General features: G+C 71.7%; 24 protein-coding genes and 1 tRNA gene. 9 read left to right on the top strand and 16 right to left on the bottom strand.

The window, feature by feature from the left end; genetic code table 11:
* The first annotated feature begins 25 nt into the window (after positions 1-25).
* Entirely contained in the window at positions 26-532 is a 507-nt protein-coding gene (locus ACZ6K0_RS02380; protein ID WP_469229332.1) for a hypothetical protein, read from the top strand.
* Here the strand turns inward: ACZ6K0_RS02380 and ACZ6K0_RS02375 are convergent.
* Complete coding sequence (locus ACZ6K0_RS02375; RefSeq protein WP_469229330.1) at positions 529-1,533, bottom strand: SRA domain-containing endonuclease; 1,005 nt, start codon at positions 1,531-1,533, stop codon at positions 529-531. The two genes, ACZ6K0_RS02380 and ACZ6K0_RS02375, sit on opposite strands and share 4 nt — an antisense overlap.
* Positions 1,534-1,732: 199 nt before the next feature.
* On the opposite strand from ACZ6K0_RS02375, the gene ACZ6K0_RS02370 reads away from it, so the two are divergent.
* The 4 genes from ACZ6K0_RS02370 (at position 1,733) to ACZ6K0_RS02355 (ending at position 6,126) form a co-directional block, all read left to right on the top strand.
* Positions 1,733-2,548: a bifunctional DNA primase/polymerase gene (locus tag ACZ6K0_RS02370; RefSeq protein ID WP_469229672.1), complete on the top strand. Its 816-nt coding sequence runs from the start codon at positions 1,733-1,735 to the stop codon at positions 2,546-2,548.
* 1 nt (position 2,549) lies between these two features.
* Positions 2,550-4,022, top strand: a complete 1,473-nt coding sequence (locus ACZ6K0_RS02365; protein ID WP_469229328.1) for an ATP-binding protein — start codon at positions 2,550-2,552, stop codon at positions 4,020-4,022.
* 515 nt (positions 4,023-4,537) lie between these two features.
* Positions 4,538-4,744, top strand: coding sequence for a helix-turn-helix transcriptional regulator (locus tag ACZ6K0_RS02360; RefSeq protein ID WP_469229325.1), 207 nt, complete (start codon positions 4,538-4,540; stop codon positions 4,742-4,744).
* Positions 4,741-6,126 carry a tyrosine-type recombinase/integrase gene (locus tag ACZ6K0_RS02355; RefSeq protein WP_469229323.1) on the top strand — a complete coding sequence of 462 codons (1,386 nt, stop codon included), beginning with the start codon at positions 4,741-4,743 and terminating at the stop codon, positions 6,124-6,126. The genes ACZ6K0_RS02360 and ACZ6K0_RS02355 overlap by 4 nt, the downstream gene beginning before the upstream one ends.
* A gap of 178 nt (positions 6,127-6,304) precedes the next feature.
* On the opposite strand, the gene ACZ6K0_RS02350 is transcribed toward ACZ6K0_RS02355, so the two are convergent.
* Positions 6,305-6,386 (bottom strand) — tRNA-Tyr (locus ACZ6K0_RS02350).
* 169 nt (positions 6,387-6,555) lie between these two features.
* On the opposite strand from ACZ6K0_RS02350, the gene ACZ6K0_RS02345 reads away from it, so the two are divergent.
* The 4 genes from ACZ6K0_RS02345 to ACZ6K0_RS02330 all read left to right on the top strand — a co-directional run bounded on the left by ACZ6K0_RS02345 (position 6,556) and on the right by ACZ6K0_RS02330 (position 9,537).
* Entirely contained in the window at positions 6,556-7,047 is a 492-nt protein-coding gene (locus ACZ6K0_RS02345) for a YajQ family cyclic di-GMP-binding protein (protein WP_376408653.1), read from the top strand.
* Positions 7,048-7,142: 95 nt separating this feature from the next.
* Complete coding sequence (locus ACZ6K0_RS02340; protein WP_376408656.1) at positions 7,143-7,649, top strand: methylated-DNA--[protein]-cysteine S-methyltransferase; 507 nt, start codon at positions 7,143-7,145, stop codon at positions 7,647-7,649.
* A complete protein-coding gene (locus ACZ6K0_RS02335) occupies positions 7,646-8,278 on the top strand; it encodes an alpha-ketoglutarate-dependent dioxygenase AlkB family protein (protein WP_469229321.1) in 633 nt (210 codons plus the stop codon). The genes ACZ6K0_RS02340 and ACZ6K0_RS02335 overlap by 4 nt, the downstream gene beginning before the upstream one ends.
* Positions 8,279-8,298: 20 nt before the next feature.
* Positions 8,299-9,537 carry an APC family permease gene (locus ACZ6K0_RS02330; RefSeq protein ID WP_376408662.1) on the top strand — a complete coding sequence of 413 codons (1,239 nt, stop codon included), beginning with the start codon at positions 8,299-8,301 and terminating at the stop codon, positions 9,535-9,537.
* Here the strand turns inward: ACZ6K0_RS02330 and ACZ6K0_RS02325 are convergent.
* The 14 genes from ACZ6K0_RS02325 to ACZ6K0_RS02260 form a co-directional block, all read right to left on the bottom strand.
* The gene (locus tag ACZ6K0_RS02325; RefSeq protein WP_469229319.1) at positions 9,503-10,537 is read right to left on the bottom strand and encodes a barstar family protein; all 1,035 of its coding nucleotides are present in this window, start codon (positions 10,535-10,537) and stop codon (positions 9,503-9,505) included. The two genes, ACZ6K0_RS02330 and ACZ6K0_RS02325, sit on opposite strands and share 35 nt — an antisense overlap.
* Entirely contained in the window at positions 10,537-10,929 is a 393-nt protein-coding gene (locus tag ACZ6K0_RS02320) for a YccF domain-containing protein (protein WP_376408668.1), read from the bottom strand. The genes ACZ6K0_RS02325 and ACZ6K0_RS02320 overlap by 1 nt, the downstream gene beginning before the upstream one ends.
* A complete protein-coding gene (gene htpX, locus ACZ6K0_RS02315; RefSeq protein ID WP_376408671.1) occupies positions 10,926-11,789 on the bottom strand; it encodes a zinc metalloprotease HtpX in 864 nt (287 codons plus the stop codon). The genes ACZ6K0_RS02320 and htpX overlap by 4 nt, the downstream gene beginning before the upstream one ends.
* A 166-nt stretch (positions 11,790-11,955) precedes the next feature.
* Positions 11,956-12,411, bottom strand: coding sequence for a large conductance mechanosensitive channel protein MscL (gene mscL / locus ACZ6K0_RS02310; RefSeq protein WP_469229317.1), 456 nt, complete (start codon positions 12,409-12,411; stop codon positions 11,956-11,958).
* Positions 12,412-12,458: 47 nt separating this feature from the next.
* Positions 12,459-13,985, bottom strand: coding sequence for an NADH-quinone oxidoreductase subunit N (locus tag ACZ6K0_RS02305; RefSeq protein ID WP_469229315.1), 1,527 nt, complete (start codon positions 13,983-13,985; stop codon positions 12,459-12,461).
* Positions 13,982-15,535, bottom strand: coding sequence for a complex I subunit 4 family protein (locus ACZ6K0_RS02300; protein WP_376409010.1), 1,554 nt, complete (start codon positions 15,533-15,535; stop codon positions 13,982-13,984). The genes ACZ6K0_RS02305 and ACZ6K0_RS02300 overlap by 4 nt, the downstream gene beginning before the upstream one ends.
* 27 nt (positions 15,536-15,562) lie before the next feature.
* A complete protein-coding gene (locus ACZ6K0_RS02295) occupies positions 15,563-17,551 on the bottom strand; it encodes an NADH-quinone oxidoreductase subunit 5 family protein (protein ID WP_469229313.1) in 1,989 nt (662 codons plus the stop codon).
* Positions 17,548-17,937 carry an NADH-quinone oxidoreductase subunit NuoK gene (nuoK, locus tag ACZ6K0_RS02290; protein WP_376408683.1) on the bottom strand — a complete coding sequence of 130 codons (390 nt, stop codon included), beginning with the start codon at positions 17,935-17,937 and terminating at the stop codon, positions 17,548-17,550. The genes ACZ6K0_RS02295 and nuoK overlap by 4 nt, the downstream gene beginning before the upstream one ends.
* Entirely contained in the window at positions 17,937-18,491 is a 555-nt protein-coding gene (locus tag ACZ6K0_RS02285; protein ID WP_376409012.1) for an NADH-quinone oxidoreductase subunit J family protein, read from the bottom strand. The genes nuoK and ACZ6K0_RS02285 overlap by 1 nt, the downstream gene beginning before the upstream one ends.
* On the bottom strand, positions 18,491-19,063 hold the full coding sequence (locus ACZ6K0_RS02280) for a NuoI/complex I 23 kDa subunit family protein (protein ID WP_376408685.1): 573 nt from the start codon (positions 19,061-19,063) through the stop codon (positions 18,491-18,493). The genes ACZ6K0_RS02285 and ACZ6K0_RS02280 overlap by 1 nt, the downstream gene beginning before the upstream one ends.
* Positions 19,064-19,065: 2 nt before the next feature.
* Positions 19,066-20,034: a complex I subunit 1/NuoH family protein gene (locus ACZ6K0_RS02275; RefSeq protein WP_376408688.1), complete on the bottom strand. Its 969-nt coding sequence runs from the start codon at positions 20,032-20,034 to the stop codon at positions 19,066-19,068.
* On the bottom strand, positions 20,031-21,302 hold the full coding sequence (locus tag ACZ6K0_RS02270; RefSeq protein WP_469229309.1) for an NADH-quinone oxidoreductase subunit C: 1,272 nt from the start codon (positions 21,300-21,302) through the stop codon (positions 20,031-20,033). Before ACZ6K0_RS02270 ends, ACZ6K0_RS02275 begins: the two co-directional genes overlap by 4 nt.
* Positions 21,299-21,880 carry an NADH-quinone oxidoreductase subunit B gene (locus tag ACZ6K0_RS02265; protein ID WP_469229307.1) on the bottom strand — a complete coding sequence of 194 codons (582 nt, stop codon included), beginning with the start codon at positions 21,878-21,880 and terminating at the stop codon, positions 21,299-21,301. The genes ACZ6K0_RS02270 and ACZ6K0_RS02265 overlap by 4 nt, the downstream gene beginning before the upstream one ends.
* Positions 21,871-22,299 carry an NADH-quinone oxidoreductase subunit A gene (locus tag ACZ6K0_RS02260; protein ID WP_189800433.1) on the bottom strand — a complete coding sequence of 143 codons (429 nt, stop codon included), beginning with the start codon at positions 22,297-22,299 and terminating at the stop codon, positions 21,871-21,873. The genes ACZ6K0_RS02265 and ACZ6K0_RS02260 overlap by 10 nt, the downstream gene beginning before the upstream one ends.
* Between the last annotated feature and the right edge of the window lie 38 nt (positions 22,300-22,337).

Genomic DNA, 22,337 nt, shown 5'->3' with positions numbered 1-22,337 from the left:
CCGCGCCGTACCCCGAGGAGACGCCATGCCCTACCCCGAGCAGCCCCCCGGGCCCACCACCGTCCACTACCCCGTCCCCCTCCACCCCGCCGCAAGCTCCCCGCTCGCCACCATCCCGCCGGGCGGGATCCCGGCCGTGACGAGCGTCCAGCTCCCCGACGGCCGCATCATCACCGGCTACGCCCTCGCCCCCACCACGCCCGCCCCGGCGCCGGCCGCACGGCCGATACCGGCGTGGGCGAAGACCACCGCGCTGCTCGCCCCCACCATCGGCGGCGGCATCGGCGCCGCCGGCATCGGACTCTCTTACGCCGCGCCGGGACTCATCGCCATGAGCCACGCCCTCTGGTCCGCCGCGGCCCTCGTCGTCGCCGCCGTCATCGCTGTCCCCGTCTTCCTCCGGACCGCCCGCCGCGCCCTCACCGGCGAAACCGGCGGCGGGGGATCCGTGAGGACGACGACTCACATCACCCAGAACATCACCACGACCGGTCTGTTCGGCCGCGCCAATGGCGCCGTCAACCACCGCTAAAGCACAGGGAAGCCGGTGAACGTGTCGCCGTCCTGGACCACGACAGCGATGTCCTCCGAGTCCAGCCACTCACGCACGTCCGCGGTGGGTTCGGTCGGCAGCAATACGGCGACACGCATCCCCTCAGGAACCTCGTCCTTCAGCAGCCGGCGGTAGTCCAGGAGCTGCCCGACAGCCATGCGGATGTTGGCTCGGGTCGTGAGGCCCTTCGCCTCATAGAGCACGTTCGCGGTGATGTCATACAGGTCAGGAACCTGGGCACCCGGCTCGCCTTCTACGGTGATCTGGAAGCTCGTGAATTCGTGGCCAGCCGCGGTCAGGAACTCCTCGAATGCCGTGACCAACAGGCCCTCGCGGCGCAGCACCGTACGCGGGCCACCCTTGACGTTCGCGACAGTCTCGCTCGTCGCGTGCTTCTCCGTCTTCTTGCCCTTAACCGCTGCCACGGCCAGCGCCGGCCACTCGACCGGCAGCGGTACCACATCGGTCTTTGTAGCCGGCTGGACAGCGTCCTTCGGCTCGAAGTGGAGCACCGCGTCGGGAGCGGGACGGAAGCGGAAGACGTAGACGTCGCGCATCTCATCATGCTTGTCGGGTGCCTTGCGGATGACGTACGGGAGGCTGGGGTCAAGGACGACCTGACCGACGTAGCGCTGCTTCACCAACTTCTTGCCCGGCGCCGCCTTGCCATCAGCGACGAACAGATGGACCTCACGACCGTCGTTGAGGGTCTCCATAAGGGTCTTGTTGCCGCGGAGCATCTGCTGGTGTCCCTCAGGGCCGGCGCCCGTGTACAGGAACAGGACGCCGAACTCGTCATCGTCGGCACGCCCGTCGAAGGTGTAGCCGTGCTTCTCTCCGACGCTCGGGTCGGAGTAGACGAAGACCTTCTCGGAGTCCTTGGCGGGCACGATCCCGCCACTGAACACCGAACCACCGTAGGCCTGAGCGACCTTCTCGCGCGTCGTGATCAGGCCCGGAACGAGTTCAAGAGTCGTCATCCCGCGAAGGTATCGAGCCCCACTGACAGCCGGCCCTTTCAGAAACCGCCAGGGCGGCCCCCGTCTCGCCAAAGTCCGGGACCGCCCTGCACTCCCCGTCCCTTCCCAGAGACCTGGAGGTCTCCAGCATGACTCATCCGCCCCAGCCCCGACGAGAGCGTGCGGAGGTAGCCGCGTGAACGCCATCCCCACCACCGCCATGGCCTTGGCCGATGGCGGACTGCCGGTCCTGCCCCTGGGGGCCGACAAGCGGCCCTTTGGCAACTGCCGCGCCTGCGAGAACCTGACCTGCAGCGGACGGCCGAACATGAAGACCCCCGGGCCGTGCGCCTGCCCGTGGCCATGCCACGGCTGGGCCGCAGCCACCACCGACGCGAGCGTGCTCGCCTCCCGGCAGTGGGCCGCGGCATGGCGCCGCGCCCGGGCGATCGCTTACCACCCCGGCGGCGCCGGCGTGACCGTGGTCGACCTCGACAACCGCACCGCAGTCGACTGGGCCCGCGCCACACTCCCGCCCACCACGACCGTGACCACCACCCGCGGGGAGCACTGGATCTACTCCGGCACCATGCGGTCGGTGAACGGTGTCCGCGAGGGCGTGGACATCAAGTCCGCGATGTCCTACGCCCGCTGGCTCGGCCCCGGCACCGGAACCATGGCAGTTCTCCCGGAAGTCGTGCGCGCGCTGATCGTGAAGGAGCCCGCCGTGGTCCGGACGGCGCCCCAGGTAGTCACCGTGTCCGCGCTCGCTGGGGGTGGGGAGTGCCGCCACCGCTCGCCCTCCTACCTGGAGCGTGGGATCGCCATGGCGGAGCAGCGGATCGCCGATGCGGCCAGCGCGGTCCACGCCACGGTGTACCGGACGTTCCTCGCGGTGCTGTCCGCCCATGGCCGGTGCGGCTGCCTCACCGAAGCGCACATCGCGCGGCTGTTCACGGCCGCGCAGGCCAAGGGGGAGTCCTCCGGGCACTGCGCGGACGCCTGGACCAACGCCCGCACGGCTCTGGGGATGTGACATGGCCGAGGACGAGAAGAACCCGGCACGCGAGATCATCACCAACTACGCGCAGGAGCACTTCCGGTACTTCCGGACCGTCGACGGGACCGTGTACGCGCAGAAGAACGGCCACCCCGTCGCCCGCCCGATCCGCTCGCAGGGGACGACGGGCAGCCATCGGCAGGAACTCATGGTCGGCCTGTTCAAGGACGGGTTCGGCGTGTTCAACGGAACCGCGCTCAAGGAGGCGTTGGACTTGATCGAAGCGCTCGCACTGACCGAGGACGTACAGCCCACCCACATCCGGGTCGCCCCCGGATTCGACGGCGCAACCTGGCTCGACCTGGGCCGCGACGACGGTAAGTCCGTCCGCATCCACCCCACCGGCTGGGACGTCCTCACCCCCGACCCGCGAGAGGTGTGCTGGCGGCGCACCCAGCTAACCGGGGAAATGCCGCTGCCGGTCAAGGACACCGACGGCAAGGGCATCGACCTCCTGATGCGGCTGTGCAACTTCGCCAGCGCTCAGGCTGAGAGCCTGGCCCTCGCGTGGCTCATCGGCTGCCTCGGGCCGTCCGCGCCCGTCCCCGCCCCCTTCCTCACCGGGCCCCAGGGCGCGGGCAAGTCCACCGCCGGCCGGATGCTGGTGCGGATCATCGAGGGCATGAGCGGCGACCTGCGCCGCGCCCCGAAGGACGAAGAGAACCTGATCACGGCCGTCGCCGCCGGATGGGTCACCGCCCTGGACAACCTCTCCCACCTCGGCCCGGACCTCTCTGACCTCATGTGCTGCATCGTCACCGGCGCCGAGACCATCAAGCGCGCCCTGTTCACCGACGGCGACGTCGTGCGCTCCCGCTACCGTCGGCCGCTGCTGCTGACCGGCATCGACGTGGGCGTCATCCGCCCCGACCTCGCCGAACGCCTCCTCCCGCTCCGCCTGGAACGCCCCCTCGTGCGCCGTACTGAGGCGGAGTTGTGGGCGGAGTTCGAAGAGGTCTTGCCCGTCATCCTCGGATCCGTGCTCGACCTCGCCGTCAAGGTCCGCGCCACCCAGGCCGACATCCCCACCGACCTGCGCATGGCCGACTTCGCCCACCTTTGCGCGCAGCTGGACGCCGCCACCAGCCTGGGCGCGCTGGACGCCTACCGGGCCAGCCTCGACGACCTCAACGACGACGTCATCGAAGGCGACCTGCTCGCCCAGACCGTCCTCAAGCACGCCGCCGACATCGCCCCGGGCACGGAAGTCCGCATGACCTCGGCCGAGTGGCTGCACGGCCTCACGCAGCTCTACAGCGGCGACGACTTCCGCCCCCTGCCCAAAGGGTGGCCCACCACCGGCAAAGTCCTCTCCGACCGCCTCAAGCGACTCCAGCCCGTCCTCGCCGCACGCGGCGTCCTCGTCGACTGGGGCCGCACCCGCGCCGCCCGCTACATCGAACTGACCCGCCCCACGCCCCCGGCCGACGAGCAGCCCCCGATGTTCTAACCGGGACCACCGCGACCGCTCGCGCACGAGCAAGAGGAGCACCCCCGCCCCGCCGGCGGGTGCTCCTCTTGCTGTTCCGGCGGCTCGCCGCCGCTGGAAAGGTCGTGCCGCATCGCGGCTCCTTCTTCACGCTCTAAGGCACGCACCACAACAGACACCCCCTGTCTCTTTCCTAAGAGAAGAGACGCTGCGTCACCTGCGTCACCAACGGCCAGAAAACCACCCGTGAGCTGCGGCGACAGGGGTGACGCAGAGCCCTGAATCCTGCGTCACCCCGCGTCACCTGCGTCACCGGTGACAGAGACGTGCGTCACCGGTGACACAGCCCGCAGACGCCTGCGTCACAGAAAACCGCAGGTCAAGCGCGTGAATGACACGGATGACGTGGTGACGCAGAAATCCCCACCTCGGACACACATGGGCCACCGCGAAGCCGCCCCCTGCCCCGGCCCGCTTCTGCCCACGCACTACCGCGGAGGCCACGCCGCCCGACCACGCCCCAAGGAGGGGACCCGATGGCCCGCACTTCCCGCCGCCGCCAGCCCGCCGACGAACTGCTGCCCCTGACTGACGTCCTCGACGAGATCGGCATCACCCGAGCCACCTGGTACCGCTGGCGCAACCGCGGCTACGGGCCCGAGGTGAAGCGCCTCCCCAACGGGCACCTGCGCATCCGACGCAGCGTGCTTGACGCCTTCCTGAACGAACTGGAGACCGCGTGACCGACTGGAGCTACACCGTGCGGATCTGGAGCATCCGCAAGCGGCCTTACCGCAAGCCGTACCAGCTCCGCTGGCAGGTCGGCACGAAGCCGCACTCCGAGTCCTTCCTGACGCTCGGGCTCGCGGAGAGCCGGCGCGCTCAGTTCATCACCGCGACCCGCGAGGGCGAGCCGTGGGATATCGACAGCGGCCTCCCGAAGTCGATGGTCCAGAAGGCCAAGGACATCTCCTGGTACCAGCACGCCAGGAACTACGTGGAGATGAAGTGGGACCACTCCCCCGCCTCCACGCGGCGGAACCTCGCTGAAGCCATGGCGACCGTGACCATGGCGCTACTCAAGGACACGAAGGGCATGGCGGACCACAAAGCCGTCCGCCGCGCGCTCTACACCTGGGGCTTCAACGTGAACCGGTGGAAGGAGGAGACCCCGGAAGACGTGGCCACGCTGCTCTCATGGGTGGAGCGGAAGTCCGTTCCTACGTCCGGTCTGGCGGATCGGATCCTCGTTCGCCGGGCTCTGGACGCCTGCACCCGGCGGCTAGACGGCAAGACGTCGGCCGGCACCGTCATCGCCCGGAAGCGGGCCATCTTCCACCAGGCACTCGGGATCGCCGTCGAAGCCGAGCTGCTGAGCGAAAACCCGATCCCGGCGATCAAGTGGAAGGCTCCCGAGAAGGTGGAGGAGGAAGTGGACCCCGAAGCCGTGCCGGACCCCGAGCAGGCCGCCGCGCTCCTGGCCGCTGTGGGAAAGCAGGGTGCCCGCGGCCGGCACATGGAGGCATTCTTCGGGTGCATGTACTACTCCGCCGCCCGACCCGGTGAGCTGGTCGGGCTCCGGCTCCAGGAGTGCGACCTTCCCCGGCGCGGCTGGGGGCTCATCCGGCTCCGGGAGAGCAGGGCGCGCTCCGGGAGCTCTTGGACGGACACGGGCGAGGCTCACGACCGGCGCGGGCTCAAGCACCGCACCCGGAAGGCCGTCCGGCACGTGCCGATCCCGCCCGAGCTCGTGGCGATGCTCCGGTGGCACGTCACGCTGTACGGCACCCACGCCGACGGCCGGCTGTTCCGGACCGCCCGCGGCGGCATGGTCCAGGAGAGCGGATACGGGGAGGTCTGGGCGGGCGCCCGCGGGGACGTCCTCACGCCCGCCGAGCAGGAGACCAAGCTGGCCAAGCGGCCGTATGACCTTCGTCACGCGGCCGTCTCCACCTGGCTCAGCTCGGGCGTCGAGCCGCAGCTCGTCGCCCAGCGCGCCGGCCACTCGACCGGCGTCCTGTTCCGGGTCTACGCGAAGTTCCTGAAGGGTGGCGACGAGGCCGCCAACGCCAAGATCTCCGCCCGGTTGAATCAGCACCGCGCGAGCGGACCCGCGACCCCCTGAATGGCCTTACGGTCGCAGCCCCGGGCGTGGCCCTGAATCCCGTCCACGGCCCGTCCAGACACCCTGGTAGACCCCGGGATCGAGCGAGACACGGCGAGACAGTCGACCCCTTGTCTCACTTACACACGCAAACGGCCCCTGATCGCGTTTCCGCAGATCAGGGGCCGTTCTTATCGCGTGGCGACGCCAGGATTCGAACCTGGGTAGGCTAAGCCGACGGATTTACAGTCCGCTCCCATTGGCCACTCGGGCACATCGCCATGAGATCGCTGCCGTGGAGCCGCTTTCGCGGTGTTCCGTGGCAACGACGTAAACAATACCTGATCCCGGAGGGTGGTCCGCCACCGGATTGATCAGCGGTTCGAGTCGCGGCGAACCCCCTAGGCTTTGGGCTGTACCCCACAGCAACCGAGCAAGGAGCCACGAGTCATGGCCGACTCCAGTTTCGACATCGTGTCCAAGGTCGAGCGGCAGGAGGTCGACAACGCCCTCAACCAGGCCGTGAAGGAGATCTCCCAGCGCTACGACTTCAAGGGCACCAACGCCAAGATCGAGTGGTCGGGCGAGAAGATCCTCATGCAGGCGAGCGGCGAGGAGCGCGTCATGGCGATCCTCGACATCTTCCAGACCAAGCTGATCAAGCGGGGCATCTCGCTGAAGTCGCTGGACGTCGAGGGTGAGCCGCAGCTGTCCGGCAAGGAGTACAAGCTCTTCGCCTCGATCACCGAGGGCATCTCGCAGGAGAACGCCAAGAAGGTCGCGAAGGCCATCCGGGACGAGGGCCCGAAGGGCGTCAAGGCGCAGGTCCAGGGCGACGAGCTGCGCGTCAGCTCGAAGAGCCGGGACGACCTGCAGGCCGTGCAGGCGCTGCTCAAGGGCAAGGACTTCGACTTCGCCCTCCAGTACGTGAACTACCGCTGACACATCGAGGCTCGTGTCCGAATTCCGCCAGCCCGAGGGTCGGCGGGCCCCGCACACTGGATCGTGGAAGGCCCGTGCGGGGAGAGGAACCAGTCATGACCGTGTACGCGTACGTCGACGGCCCCCTGGGCGAGATGCTGCTGGTCGGGCGGCTCGCCGAAGGGGGCCGTGCCGTGCTGCGCTCGCTGTCCCTGCCGGGGCAGAAGGGCGGCGTGGAGGTCGAGGACGGCTGGACGTGCGCGCCCGAGGCGTTCGAGGACGTCGCGCGCCAGCTCGGCGAGTACTTCGCCGGCCGCCGGGACCGGTTCGACGTCCCGTACGACCCGGGCGTCGGTACGGAGTTCCAGCGGCGCGTCTGGCGGGCGCTGGAGGAGATCCCGTACGGCACGACCGTCTCCTACGGGGACGTCGCCCGGCTCGTCGGCTCGTCCGGGGCCGGGGTGCGGGCCGTGGGCACCGCGATCGGGCGCAACCCGCTGCTCGTGGTGCGGCCTTGCCACCGGGTGATCGGGGCCGACGGAAGCCTGCGCGGGTACGCCGCCGGCCTTGAGCGGAAGGAGCGGCTCCTCGGGCTTGAGGGCGCCCTGGAGCGGTCCGCGTGAGCGAGGGGCTCTTCCCTCGCGAGCGGGCCGTCGTCGCGCCCGGGGCCGTGCACGTGCCCGGGTGGCTGCCGCCCGCGCGGCAGCGGGAGTTGGTGGACGCCTGCCGGGAGTGGGGGCGGGGGCCGGTGTCGTACCGGCGGACCGTGCTGCCGGGCGGGGGCGTCATGTCGGTGCGGTCGCTGTGCCTGGGCCGGCAGTGGGAGCCGTACCGCTATCTCGACTCGGTCGGCGTCGAACTGCCCGACTGGCTGGCCGCGTTGGGGCGGGAGGCGGTCGTCGAGGCGTACGGGGAGGACGGGGAGCACGCGGGTTTCTCCCCTGACACGGCGCTCGTGAACTTCTACGGGCCGGGCGCGCGGATGGGCATGCACCAGGACAAGGAGGAGCGGTCCGGGGCTCCCGTGGTGTCGTTGAGCCTCGGGGACCGGTGCGTCTTCCGGTTCGGGAACGCGGAGAACCGCGGCCGGCCCTACCGGGACGTCGACCTGGCCTCCGGTGATCTCTTCGTCTTCGGCGGGGCCTCGCGGTGGGTCCATCACGGGGTGCCCACGGTCCACCCGGGGACGGCCGATCCGGCGCTCGGCCTGGCCGGGCGGCTCAACATCACACTGCGCGAGACCGGTTGCTGACCGCCCCCTAGGCTGAGGGCGTGGCAGAGGAACTGCGCCGGTCGCTCGGCGTCTTCGACGCGGTCGTGATCGGGCTCGGCTCGATGATCGGGGCCGGGATCTTCGTGGCGCTCGGGCCCGCTGCCGGTGCGGCCGGGTCCGGGGCCGGGCTCCTGTGGGCGCTCGGGATCGCCGCCGTCGTCGCGTACGCCAACGCCATGGCCTCCGCCCGGCTCGCCGCCCTCTACCCGGCCTCCGGCGGCACCTATGTGTACGGTCGCGAACGCCTCGGGTCGTTCTGGGGGTACCTGGCCGGCTGGGCGTTCGTCGTCGGCAAGACCGCCTCGTGCGCGGCGATGGCACTGACCGTCGGGACGTACGTGTGGCCCGCTCAGGCGCACGCGGTGGCGGTCGCCGCCGTGGTGGCCCTGACGGCCGTGAACTACCGGGGAGTTCAGAAGTCGGCGCTGCTCACGCGGGTCGTCGTGGCGGTGGTCCTCGCGGTCCTCGCGTGTGTCGTCACGGTCTCCCTCGAAGCCGGCGAGGTGTCCTCCGCCGCGTTCGCCGGGGAGGTGCTGGCGGGCTCGGAGCTCCAGGCCGCGGGTTTGCTCTTCTTCGCGTTCGCGGGGTACGCGCGGATCGCCACGCTCGGCGAGGAGGTCCGCGATCCGGCCCGCACGATCCCCCGGGCGGTGCCGGTGGCCCTCGGGATCACGCTCGCCGTCTACGCGGCGGTCACGGTGAGCGTGCTCGCCGTCCTGGGTCCCGCCGCCCTGGCGGACTCCCCCGCGCCGCTCGCCGACGCGGCCCGCGCGGCGGACGCGGGGTGGCTGGTGCCGCTCGTCACGGTGGGCGCGGCGGTCGCCGCGCTCGGCTCGCTGCTCTCGCTGATCCTCGGGGTGTCCCGGACGACCCTGGCGATGGCGCGGGACGGCTACCTGCCGGCCGGGCTCGCCGTCGTGCACCCCCGCTTCCGGGTGCCGCACCGGGCGGAGCTCGCCGTCGGCGCGGTGGTGGCCGTGGTCGCGGCGACGGTGGACGTGCGGGGCGCGATCGGCTTCTCGTCGTTCGGCGTGCTCGTCTACTACGGCATCGCGAACGCCTCCGCCTGGACCCTGGGCGGCCGGAGCCGGCCGCTCGCCGCGCTCGGGTTCGTCGGCTGCACCGTGCTCGCCTTCGCGCTGCCGCTCGGGTCGGTCCTCGCGGGGTCCGGGGTCCTCGCGGCGGGCGTCGTGGCGTGGGCGGTCAGTCGAGGACGAGCCGTACCCCCGCGTCCCTGAGGTCGTCGGCGAGCTCCTGGAAGGTCGGCGGGCGGTGCCCGCTGTAGGGCAGGACGCCCAGGCAGGCGCGGGCCACGTCGGCGTGGTGCCAGACGACGGTCGTGCCGGCCAGCTCCTCGACCGTCGCCCCGGAGCTTCCCGCGCCTAAGCAGCGGCCGGCGCCGAGCACGGCCTCCCCCAGAGCGCACCGGAACGAGTCCTCGTCGACGACGTCGGTGCCGTCGAGGTGGTACGTGGCGCCGGGGACGAGCTCCGGGGCGCCGTACGAGCCGTGGGCCGCTGCCCGGTCCAGCCACTCGCCGCGCGCCGCGCCGGTGAACCGCCGCCAGGTGCCGGGCTCGGTGGGCCTCGCGTGCCAGAACAGGTCCCATATCTCGCCGGTCGCGGGCGGCACCAGGCGCGTACGGGGGAAGGACAGGGTGAGGTCGAGGAGGCCGCGGTGGCGGGCGGAGGTGTCCCAGCCGGTGATGCGGCCGGCCTCGCCCTCGTGGTGCTGGTTCCCGATCCGGGTGAGGCCTTGGTAGCGCACCTCGCGGAACTCCTCCGCGCCCGCGGCGAGGGCGTCGCGGAGTGCGCCGCGCGGGGAGCAGCCGACGAAGGTGACGTCGGTGTGGGTCTCCTCCTCGGGTGCGGCGCGCGTGACCGGGATCAGGTTGCCGCACGGGACCGGGTCGGCGGCGTGGTGGGCGCGGCGCGGCTCGCCGGCGGCCTCGACCGTGACGACGTCGCCGCGCATGCCGAGGACCCGGGTGTCGGCGAGGGCCCATCGGGTGCCGTGGAGGTCCACGACGAGCGTGCCGAAGGGGGCCGTGCCCTCGACGACCGCCTGGGTGACGGCCCGGCCCAGCTCGCCGCGGGGTTCGCAGCCGCGGAGCTCGTAGCGGACGCGGGCGGGCCGGGCGGGTTCGGCGAAGAGGCCCGCCACGTCCTGGCAGAGGGCCAGGACGTGGGGGGCGGGATCTCCGGGGGCGGGCACCAGCGCGTAGCGGGGGTACTGCATCAGCGGGCCGCGTACGCCTGGTCCGTGGGGACGATCTCCTTGCCGAGGGGGAGCAGCGAGACGGGGATCAGCTTGAAGTTCGCGATGCCGAGCGGGATGCCGATGATCGTGATGCAGAGGGCGATGCCGGTGACGATGTGGCCGAGGGCGAGCCACCAGCCGGCGAGGATCAGCCACAGCACGTTGCCGATGCAGGAGGGGGCTCCGGCGTCCCGGCGGTCGACGACCGTGTATCCGAAGGGCCACAGGGCGTAGAGGCCGATGCGGAACGCGGCGAGGCCGAAGGGGATGCCGATGATCGTGATGCAGAGGAGGACGCCCGCGAGCATGTAGCCCAGGAACATCCAGAATCCGCAGAGGATGAGCCAGATGATGTTGAGGATGGTCTTCACGAGCGGGGACCTGCCATCTGTTCGAGCCGGGCGATGCGCTCGGCCATCGGCGGATGGGTGGAGAACATCTTGGACATGCCCTGACCGGGGCGGAACGGGTTGGCGATCATCATGTGGCTCGCGGTCTCGATCCGGGGCTCGGGCGGCAGCGGCAGCTGCTTGGTGCCCGCCTCCAGCTTCCGCAGGGCGCTGGCCAGGGCGAGTGGGTCACCGGTGAGCTGGGCTCCGGAGGCGTCCGCCTCGTACTCGCGGGAGCGGGAGATGGCGAGCTGGATCACCGAGGCGGCGATCGGGCCGAGGATCATGACCAGCAGCATGCCGAGGAGTCCCGGGCCGTCGTCGTCGTTGGAGCGGCCGACCGGGATCAGCCAGGCGAAGTTGACCAGGAACATGATCACGGAGGCGAGTGCTCCGGCGACCGAGGAGATGAGGATGTCCCGGTTGTAGACGTGGCTCAGCTCGTGGCCGATGACCCCGCGCAGCTCGCGCTCGTCGAGGATCGCGAGGATGCCCTCGGTGCAGCAGACGGCGGCGTTGCGCGGGTTGCGGCCGGTGGCGAAGGCGTTGGGCGCCTGGGTCGGCGAGATGTAGAGCCTCGGCATCGGCTGGCGGGCCTGCGTGGAGAGCTCGCGCACCATCTTGTACAGCGCTGGGGCCTCGAACTCGCTGACCGGTCGGGCCCGCATGGCCCGCAGCGCCAGCTTGTCGCTGTTCCAGTACGCGTACGCGTTGGTGCCGAGCGCCACGAAGAGCGCGACGATCAGCCCCGTCCGTCCGAAGAAGCTGCCGATGACGATGATGAGGGCGGAGAGCCCTCCGAGGAGGACCGCGGTCCTCAGCCCGTTGTGCCGGCGGTGCACGGTACGCCCTCCAAGTGGTGCGGCAGGGGAACCCTTTGCTTCGTGGTGGTCCACTCGTCCAGTGGACCCTCCCGTACTGGTCAACGCCAGGCGGGAGGCTCGGGTTCCCCCGGCCGTACCGGGGCGGCGGGGGCAGGCTCCAGGGCCGTTCGGGTGAAGGGGCTCGTCAGCGGGCCGCCGGGACGGCGAGCTTCTCCAGGGTGACGGCGGTGGGCTCGACCTCGCTGGTGCAGTGGGCGCAGCGGGAGGCGATGGCCGGGATCTCGGTGAAGCAGCGGGGGCAGTCGCGCTTCTCGGCCTTGGGGTCGGCCGCCTCCTCCTTGGCGAACCTCTCCTGGACCTTCGCGAGCGGGGCGACGATCAGGAAGTAGAGGACCGCGGCGGTGATGACGAACGCTATGGCGGCGGAGATGGCGAGGCCGTAGGGGAAGACGGTCTTCCCGACGCTGAACTTGGCCTCGCTGAAGTCGCCGACGGAGCCGGTCGCGAGACCGATGAGCGGGGTGATGAAGGCCTTGCTGAAGCCCGTGACGACGGCCGTGAACGCGGTTCCGACGGCCAGACCGATGGCCATCGAGATGACGTTCCCGCGAAGTATGAAGTCCTTGAATCCGTTCAGCACGGGGTGTTGCTCCTCGGTGTTTCTCTGTGGGGGGGCTGTATGGGGGGTCAGAAGAGGCCGTCCGCCGCGAAGCGGAGGGCGAACTGCGGGTAGCCCGACAGCACGACTCCGGCGGCGGCGGTCAGCGCGATCGCCAGGGTGACCGGCCCGGAGGCCTTGTGGGGGACGGGGGCCCCCACCGGCGCGCGGAAGAGCAGCGCCGTCCAGCGCAGGTAGTAGTACAGCGCGATCACGACGTTGACGCCCATCACCACGGCCAGCCAGCCGAGGCCCGCGTCGACGGCCGACGAGAAGACGGTCACCTTGGCGAAGAGGCCGATGATACCCGGGGGCAAACCGGCCAGATTCAGGAGGAAGAACCCGAGCGCGAGGGCGGTGACCGGGCTGGCCGCGTACAGGCCCCGGTAGTCCGCGATCCGGTTCTCGGGGCGGGTCCGGGCGACGAAGGCGACGACCGCGAAGGCACCGAGGTTCACGACGGCGTACATGAGGGCGTACGCGACGGTGGCGCCGACCTGCTCGTCGTCGGCGTACGCGGCGGCGGCGATCGGCACCAGGAGGTAGCCGGCCTGGGCGACGGACGACCAGGCGAGCAGCCGGACCGCGCTCCACGCGCGCGTGGAGACCTGGCGGAGGGCGGCGACGTTCCCGGCGGTCATGGTGAGCGCGGCGAGGACGGCGAGCGCCGGGCCCCAGACGTCCGCGTACGAGGGGAAGGCGACGACCGTCACCAGGATGAGCCCGGTGAAGCCGACGGCCTTGCCGACGACGGACAGGTAGGCGGCGACGGGCAGCGGGGCGCCGACGTAGGTGTCGGGGACCCAGAAGTGGAAGGGGACGGCGGCCGTCTTGAAGGCGAAGCCGACGAGGGTGAGGGCCACGCCCGCCTGGGCGAGCGTTTCCAGCTGCCCGGGGACGGAGTCGAGGCGCTGGGCGATCTCCGTGAGGTGGAGGGTGCCGGTCGCCGCGTACACGAAGCTGACGCCCAGCAGGGTGACGGCGGTCGCGGTGACGGAGGAGAGGAAGAACTTGAGGGCGGCCTCGCCGGACATGCGGTCGCCGCGCTTGAGGCCGACGAGCGCGAAGGCGGGCAGCGAGGCCACTTCGAGGGCGATGACGAGGGTCGCGAGGTCGCGGGAGGCGGGCAGCAGGGCCGCGCCGGCGGCCGAGGAGAGCAGCAGGAACCAGAACTCGCCGGCGGGGAGCTTCTCGCGGGTCTGGTCCAGGGAGAGGAGCGCGGTGAGCAGCGCGCCGCCGAGGACGAGCAGCTGGATGACGAGCGTGAAGTGGTCGGCGGTGTAGCTGCACGCGCCCGCGTGCCCCTGGGCCTGGGCCTCCGCGGTGAGGCAGAAGGTGGAGCGGTCGCCGGCCCGCAGCGGGACGAGGAGCGCGAGGGCGGCGACGAGGCCGCCGATCGCGGTCCAGCCGAGGAGCCGCTTGCGCTCCGGGGGGACGAACAGGTCGGCGACGAGGACGACGAGCGCGACCACGGCCGTCAGGGTGGGGGGCGCGATCGTGAGCCAGTCGACGGACTGGACGAGCGACTCACCGGCGAGTGCCGTCACTGGGGTCATCGGGTGCCTCCGGCGAGGAGCTGCTGGACGGCCGGGTCGGTGAGGCCGAGGAGGACGGCGGGCCAGAGTCCGGCGAGGACGGTGAGGGCGACGAGCGGGGTCCAGGCGGCGAACTCGTACCCCTGGACGTCGGCGATCGTCGTCTCCCCCGCGGGCCGCGGGCCGCCCATGCAGACGCGGCGGACGACGAGGAGGAGGTAGGCGGCGGTGAGGAGGGTGCCGAACGCGCCGATCGCCATGAAGGTGAGGAAGGCGGGGCGGCTGAGGCCCGGGGCCGGGTCGAAGGCGCCGAAGAGGGCCAGCATCTCGCCCCAGAAGCCGGCCAGGCCGGGGAGGCCGAGGGAGGCGACGGCGGCGAAGGCGAGGAGGGCGCCGAGGCGCGGGGCGCGGCCGTAGAGGGCGGCCCCGGTGGCGCCGGCGAGGGTGTCGAGGTCGGCGGTGCCGTACCGGTCCTTCAGGGCGCCGACGAGGAAGAAGAGCAGGCCGGTGACGAGGCCGTGGGCGATGTTGGCGAAGAGGGCGCCGTTGACCCCGGTGGGGGTCATGGTGGCGATGCCGAGGAGGACGAAGCCCATGTGGCCGACGGAGGAGTACGCGATGAGGCGCTTGAGGTCGCCCTTGGCGCCGGGGCGCACGAGCGCGAGGCAGGCGAGCGATCCGTAGATGATCCCGGCGACGGCGAAGGCGGCGAGGTAGGGCGCGAAGGTCCGCATGCCGTCGGGGGCGATCGGCAGGAGGATCCGGACGAAGCCGTACGTGCCCATCTTGAGCAGGACGCCGGCGAGGAGGACGGAGCCGACGGTCGGGGCGGCGGTGTGGGCGTCCGGGAGCCAGCTGTGGAGCGGCCACATCGGGGTCTTCACCGCGAGCCCGAGACCGATCGCGAGAACGGCGGTGACCTGCACGGACGTGGTCAGTTCACGGCCGTTGTCAGAGGCGAGTGCCACCATGTCGAACGTGCCCGCCTGTACGCCGATGAGGAGCAGGCCGAGCAGCATGACGACGGAGCCGAGCAGCGTGTAGAGGATGAACTTCCAGGCGGCGGCCCGCCTGCCCTCGCCGCCCCAGCGGGCGATGAGGAAGTACATCGGGACGAGGACCATCTCGAAGGCCAGGAAGAACAGGACGAGGTCGAGGACGGCGAAGGTCGCGAGAGTGCCGGACTCCAGGACGAGCAGGAGCGCGACGAAGGCCTTCGGGGACGGGCCCGCGGGCATCTTGAAGTAGCTGTACAGCGCGCAGAGGAAGGTCAGCAGCGCGGTCAGGACCAGGAGGGGGAGGGAGATGCCGTCGATGCCGAGGTGGATGCGCACGTCGAGTGCGGGGATCCACGCGATGTCCGTCGTGGCCTGCATCCTCGACGGCTGGTCGTGGTCGAAGCCGACCGCGAGGACGATCGCGGCCAGCAGGATCACGCCGGTGACGGTGACGCCGTGGCGGAGCACGGCCTGGTCCGGGGACTTCCCCTTCAGCCCCGGCGGGGCCGGGAGGAGAGCGGCGGCCGCGCCGATGAGCGGGCCGACGACGGTGAACGCGAGAAGGAACTGCATCACGGATTCGCTGATATCGATCACGGCTCACGCTCCGGCGACGGCGTTGGCGAGGGCGACTGCGGCGATCACCAGGACGACGGAGCCGGCGAGCAGGGCGCTCAGATAGGTCTGGACGTTGCCGGTCTGGGCACGGCGGACGAGCCAGCCGAGGCCCTGGGCGGAGTTGCCCGCGGCGCGGACGTAGGTGTCGACGACCTCGCGGTCCAGGAAGCGGACCAGGGAGGCGGCGGCGAGGACGGGGCGGACGAACGCGGCCCGGTAGACGGCGTCCAGGTGGAAGCCGTCGGCGGCGGGGGCGTACAGCGGGCCCAGGAGGGCGCGGCCGGGGTCGGCCGGGTCCTCGGCGGGGTGCGGCAGGTGCAGCGCCTCGGCCTCGACCAGACCGGCGTCGGCGTCCGGGTGGGCCACGTGCGGGGCCGGGGGCCGTACGACGGCGGTCCTCGCGGCGAGGGTGCGCCAGACCGCGTAGGTGATCACGGCTCCGGCGACGGCGAGGCCCGTGCCCAGGACGGCCGTGGTGACGGTCGGGGTGAGCGGGTGGCCGTCGAACCAGTCGTCCAGGTAGGTGACGGCAAGGCCGAAGCCCAGGGAGGGGATCGCGAGGACCCACAGGACGGTCGTCATGGCGATCGGCTGGCGGCCGTGGTCGGGGGCCTCGGCGCCCCGGCCGCGGAAGGTCCGCAGCCACAGGCGGAGCGCGTACGCCGCGGTGAGGAGCGCGGTGAGCAGCCCGGCGACGAGGACGGTCCAGCCGGCCCCGGCGGGGGCCGGCTGGATGGTCTGGTCCCCGAGCGCGGTGTGCTCGGCGGCCACGAGGACGGCGTCCTTGGAGAAGAAGCCGGCGAAGGGCGGGATCGCGGCGAGCGCGAGGAGGGCGACGGTCATCGTCCAGTACGCGTCGGGGATGCGCTTCGCGAGGCCGCTCATGCGGGACATGGCGGTGAGCGAGTTCGTCCCGGCGGCGTGGATGACGGTGCCGGCGGCGAGGAAGAGGAGCGCCTTGAAGGCGCCGTGCGAGATGAGGTGGAAGACGGCGGCCCCGCGGTCGCCGACCGCGAGGGCGCCGGCCATGTAGCCGAGCTGGCCGATCGTCGAGTAGGCGAGGACCCGCTTGATGTCGTCCTGGGCGAGCGCGGCCAGTGCCGAGCCGACCATCGTGATCGCGGCCATCACCGCGAGCACGGTCATCGCGGCGGCGGAGGCGGCGAAGACGGGCAGCAGCCGGGCCGTGAAGTAGATGCCGGCGGCGACCATCGTCGCCGCGTGGATGAGCGCGGAGACGGGGGTGGGGCCGGCCATCGCGTCCGGGAGCCAGGTGTGCAGCGGGAACTGGGCGGACTTGCCGGCCACGCCCGCGAGCAGCAGCAGCGCGATCAGGGTGGGGTGGTCGAGGCCGCCGCTCGCGACGGTGCCGAGGACACCGGTGATGCGGAAGGTGCCCGCGTCGGTGGCGAGCGCGAAGAGACCGATGAGGAAGGGGACGTCACCGAGCTTGGTGACGAGGAAGGCCTTGAGGGAGGCGGCCCGCGCCTCGGGCGTCTCCCAGTAGTGGCCGACGAGGAAGTACGAGCAGATGCCCATGATCTCCCAGCCGACCAGGAGCACCATCAGGTCGCCGGAGTAGACGACGAGGAGCATCGCGGAGGTGAAGAGGGAGACGAGCGCGGCGTACGACGGGTAGCGGGGGTCGTCGCGGAGGTAGCCCGTCGAGTAGATCTGCACGCAGGTCGCGACGACGCCGACGAGGACGGCGACGAGGGCCGCGAAGCCGTCGATGTAGAGGGCCAGGTCGATGGGGACCGAACCGGTCGGGGTGAGCTCGGTGGCCGCGACGATCGGCTTGCCCCCGCCCTGGCGGGCGGCGACGAGGACGGCGAGGACGGCCGCCGCGAGCGTCGGGAGCACGGCGAGCGGGCGGACGAAGCCGGGCGCGGTGCGGCCCAGGAGGAGTCCGGCGACGGAGCCGAGGAACGGGAGGAGGGGGACGAGGACGGCGAGGGTCGTGGTGGTCACGCGGTGGCCTCGGCCTTCTCGCCGTGGGGCGTGTCGTCTGCGGGTGCGTCGGTGTCGGATGCCCCGTCCGGGGACTCCGGCCGTTCCGCCGTGTCGCGGAGGCGGTCGACGTCCGCGGTGCCGCGGTTGCGGTGGACCATCAGGACGATCGCGAGACCGATGCCGATCTCCGCGGCGGCGACGGCGATGGTGAAGAGGGTGAGGGCCTGCCCGGCGTGCAGGGTGTCGCGGAGCCACACGTCGAAGGCGACCAGGTTGAGGTTGACGGCGTTGAGCATCAGCTCGACGGACATCAGGACCAGGATCGCGTTGCGGCGGGCGAGGACGCCGTACACGCCGACACAGAAGAGGAGGGCGGCGAGGACCGCGGGATAGGCGAGGTGCATCAGCGCTCCTGCTCCTTCTTGCGGGAGAGGACGATCGCGCCGACCAGCGCGGCCAGGAGGAGCACCGAGAGGGCCTCGAAGGGCAGCACCCAGTGCTTGAAGAGGGTGGCGCCGGTGACCTCGGTGGAGCCCTGGACGGCTCCGTCGAGGTCGATCCAGGTCGTACGGAACGCGTCGACGACGACCCAGACGAGCGCGACGGCGGCGGCGAGCGCGACGCCGAGGGCGACCGGGCGGTTGCCGGAGTCGGCGTCCGGGGAGCGGCCGATGGGGGCCTTGGTGAGCATGAGGCCGAAGAGCAGGAGGACGACGACGGAGCCGACGTAGATCAGGACCTGCACCCAGGCGATGAACTCGGCGGTCAGGAGCAGGTACTCGACGGCGAGCCCGCCGAGCGCCACGACCAGCCAGAGTGCGGCGTGGACGAGTTGGCGCGTGGTGACGGTGACGACGGCGGCGCCGAGGGTGACGAGGCCGACGAGGAGGAAGGCGATCTCGACGCCGGAGGGCGAGAGGAAGCCGGGGGCCTCCGCGGCCGCTTGTGCTGCCAGGATCACTGCTGTTCCTCCTGGGCCTCGGCGGCTGCGGCCTTTTCCGCCGCCGCCTTCTCGGCCGCCTTCTCCGCCGCCTTGCGGGCCGCGGCGATCTCCTTCGGTTCCTCCGCCTTCGGGTCGAGCGCGGGCGGCTCCGGGACCGTCCACATCCACTCGCGGAGCTTGTCGCGCTCGTGGGTCAGCTCGTGGATGTCGGTCTCCGCGTACTCGAACTCCGGCGACCAGAAGAGCGCGTCGAAGGGGCACACCTCGATGCAGATGCCGCAGTACATGCAGAGCGAGAAGTCGATGGCGAAGCGGTCGAGGACGTTCCGGCTGCGCTCGCGGCCGCCGGGGGCGGCGGCCGGCACCGTCTCCTTGTGGGAGTCGATGTAGATGCACCAGTCGGGGCACTCACGGGCGCAGAGCATGCAGACCGTGCAGTTCTCCTCGAACAGTCCGATGACCCCGCGGGTGCGGGGCGGCAGCTCGGGCTGGACGTCCGGGTACTGCGCGGTGACGGTCTTCCGCGTCATCGTGCGGAGCGTGACGGCGAGGCCCTTGGCGAGGCCGGAGCCGGGGATGGGAGGCATGGTTACTGGATCGCCACCTTCACGATGCCGGTGAGCGCGATCTGCGCGAGGGCGAGCGGGACGAGCGTCGTCCAGGCGAGCTTCTGGAGCTGGTCCTCGCGCAGGCGCGGGTAGGTCACCCGCAGCCAGATCACGACGAACGCGAGGACGGCGGTCTTGAGGAGCGTCCAGACCCAGCCGAGTCCGTCACCGCCGAAGGGGCCGTGCCAGCCGCCGAGGAAGAGGACGGTGGTGAGACCGCAGAGGACGACGATGCCGGCGTACTCGGCGAGCAGGAAGAGCGCGAAGCGGAGGCCGGTGTACTCGGTGTACGCGCCGAAGATGATCTCCGAGTCGGCGACCGGCATGTCGAACGGGGGCCGCTGGAGCTCGGCGAGACCGGCGACGAAGAAGACGATCGCGCCGACGATCTGCCAGGGCAGCCACCACCACTCGAAGGCGTTCAGGATGCCGGGGAGGGAGACGGTGCCGGCGGCCATCGCGACGGACGCGGCGGCGAGCAGCATCGGGAGCTCGTAGGCGAGCAGCTGGGCGGCGGTACGGAGACCGCCGAGCAGCGAGAACTTGTTGGCGGACGCCCAGCCGGCCATGAGGCTGCCGAGCACGCCGATGCCCATCACGGCGAGCACGTAGAAGATGCCCGCGTCGACGACCTGGCCGACGGCGCCCTCGCTCGGCCCGATCGGGATCGCGACGAGGACGAGGAGGTACGGGAGGAGGGCGACGGCCGGCGCGAGCTGGAAGATCCGCCGGTCCGCGTCCTTCGGGACCACGTCCTCCTTCTGCGCGAACTTCACGCCGTCGGCGACGAGCTGGGCCCAGCCGTGGAAGCCACCGGCGTACATGGGGCCGAGGCGGCCCTGCATGTGGGCCATGACCTTGTGCTCGGTCTGCCCGACGACCAGCGGCAGGACGAGGAACACGCCGAAGACGATCAGAAGCCGGACGGCGACGTCGAGTGCGTCGTTCACGCGGGGTCGCCTCCGGCGGGGTCGGTGGGTTCGGTCGGTTCGATCGCCTCTTCCCGCCCTGCGGGCGGCGGGGCTTGGGGGGCGTCGGGCTGGGGGCCGGGCTCGGGCTGGGCGGCGGGCTCGGCCGGGGTGGCCGGTGCCTCGGGCTCCGCCGGGGTGCCCGGTGCCTCGGTCGGCTCCGCCGCCGGGGCGGCCGGGGGCTCGGCTGCGGTGGCCGGGGCTGTCGGGGTTTCCGGGTTCTGTGGTTTCTCGTCGAAGGCCGGGCGGGCGTGGTGCCAGGGGGCGTCCGCGCTGCGGGTGCGCGGGGTGGCGTCCGTCGTCGCGCCCTGCTCCGGGGGCGCCTGGCTCGCAGAGCCGTCGGCCGCCGTGCGGGAGCGGCGCGGCGGGCGCGCCGCGGGCGGGGCCTCCGCCGGCGCGTCCCCTTCCGGGGCCGCCTGGCTCGCCGAGCCGTCCGCTGCCGTGCGGGAGCGGCGCGTCGTGGGCGGGGTTCCGGGCTCCGGGGTGCCCGGCTGGGCCTCCGTCGCGGGTGTCTGGCTTGCCGAGCCCTCCGTCACGGAGCGGGAGCGGCGTACCGGCGCGCCGGCCTCCGGGGTCGGCTGGGTCGCCGAGCCCTCCGTCACCGAGCGGGTGCGGCGGGCGGGGCGGTCGCCCGCGGCCGCCCGGGCCGGGCGGGCCGGGGCCGGGGGGAGCTGGCCCTTCTGGGGGCCCCACTCGTTGGGGTCCGGCACGCCCGGCGGGAGCATCTGGCGGCGCTTCGGGCCTCCGCCGTCGTGGGACTCGCCCGGCTCCTTCGCACCCGGCCACGCCTTCGCGACGCGGGCCGCGAGGACGAAGTCCTTGCGGAGGGGGTGGCCCTCGAAGTTCTCGGGGAGGAGGAGCGGGACGAGGTGGGGGTGGCCGGTGAAGTCCACGCCGAACATCTCGTGGGTCTCGCGCTCGTGCCAGCCCGCGCCCGCGTACACGCCGATCGCCGTCGGGAGGGCCGGGGCCTCGTGCGGGACCGTCGTCCGGACGAGCAGGCGGCGCGGGGCGTGGCCGGCCGTGAGGGCCACCACGTGCGCGCAGACGCGGAAGCCCGTGCCCGGCTCGTCGACCGCGCTCAGCCAGTCGAAGTAGGTGCAGCCCAGCTCGTCGCGGGCCGTCGTGAGGGCCTCGATCCAGGAGGCCGGCGGGACGTCGACGGTCAGCAGGTCGTACGCCTGCTCCGCCGTCGCCTCCTCGCCGAAGATCTCCGTGACGGAGTCGGGGAGGGAGTCGTACGTGCTCATGACCTGTCTCCCGGCGGCGGCGTCAGCGGGCTGGTCAGTTCCGCGACCGACGCGGCCGTCGCGGTCGACGCGGCCGTCGCGTACCGCTCCGCCAGGCTCTCGCGCGCGATCTTCTCCTGGAGCTTGAGGATGCCCTGGAGGAGCGCTTCGGGGCGGGGCGGGCAGCCCGGTACGTACACGTCGACCGGGATGATCTGGTCGACGCCCTTGGTGACCGAGTACGAGTCCCAGTAGGGGCCGCCGCAGTTGGAGCAGGCGCCGAAGGAGATCACGTACTTCGGTTCGGGCATCTGCTCGTACAGGCGCTTCACGGCCGGCGCCATCTTGTCCGTCACCGTGCCGGAGACGATCATCAGGTCCGCCTGGCGCGGCCCGGGCGCGAAGGGGATCACGCCGAGCCGGATGAAGTCGTGCCGAGCCATCGACGCGGCGATGAACTCGATCGCGCAGCAGGCGAGGCCGAAGTTGAAGACCCACAGGCTGTAGCGGCGGCCCCAGTTCAGGACCACCTTCATCGGCTCGGGCGCCAGGCGGGCGAGCGTCCCCAGCTTCGGAGCGGGCAGCGGTGTTACGTCCATGACAGGACGCCCTTCTTGTACGCGTAGAGCAGCCCCACGGCCAGGAAGCCGAGGAAGACGAACATCTCGACCAGGGTCGTGGCGCCGTAGCCGGGCGCCGCGAAGACCGTCGCCCAGGGGAAGAGGAAGATCGAGTCGACGGCGAAGATGACGTAGAGGAAGGCGTACACGTAGTAGCGGACCTGGGTGTGGGCCCAGCCCTCCCCCACGGGGTCGACACCGCACTCGTAGGTGAGGAGTTTCTCGGGTGTCGGCACGACGGGCCTGAGCAGTCGCCCGGCGCCGAACGCCACGGCGACGAAGAGCACGCCGACGACGGCGAGCAGCCCGACGACGGAGTACGTCTGGAAGTAGTCCGCCGCGTCGGCCGCGACAACGGTCGGTTCCCGCACGTCCGCCCCTCGGTCTCGGTGTCTCATGGGTCACTTCTGTACGCACGCGAGTCTAGGCCCTGTTA

The organism is Streptomyces sp. NPDC042346, assembly GCF_055581845.1.
The sequence above is the reverse complement of the archived record's forward strand: the minus strand, read 5'-3'. Positions and strand labels throughout refer to the sequence as shown.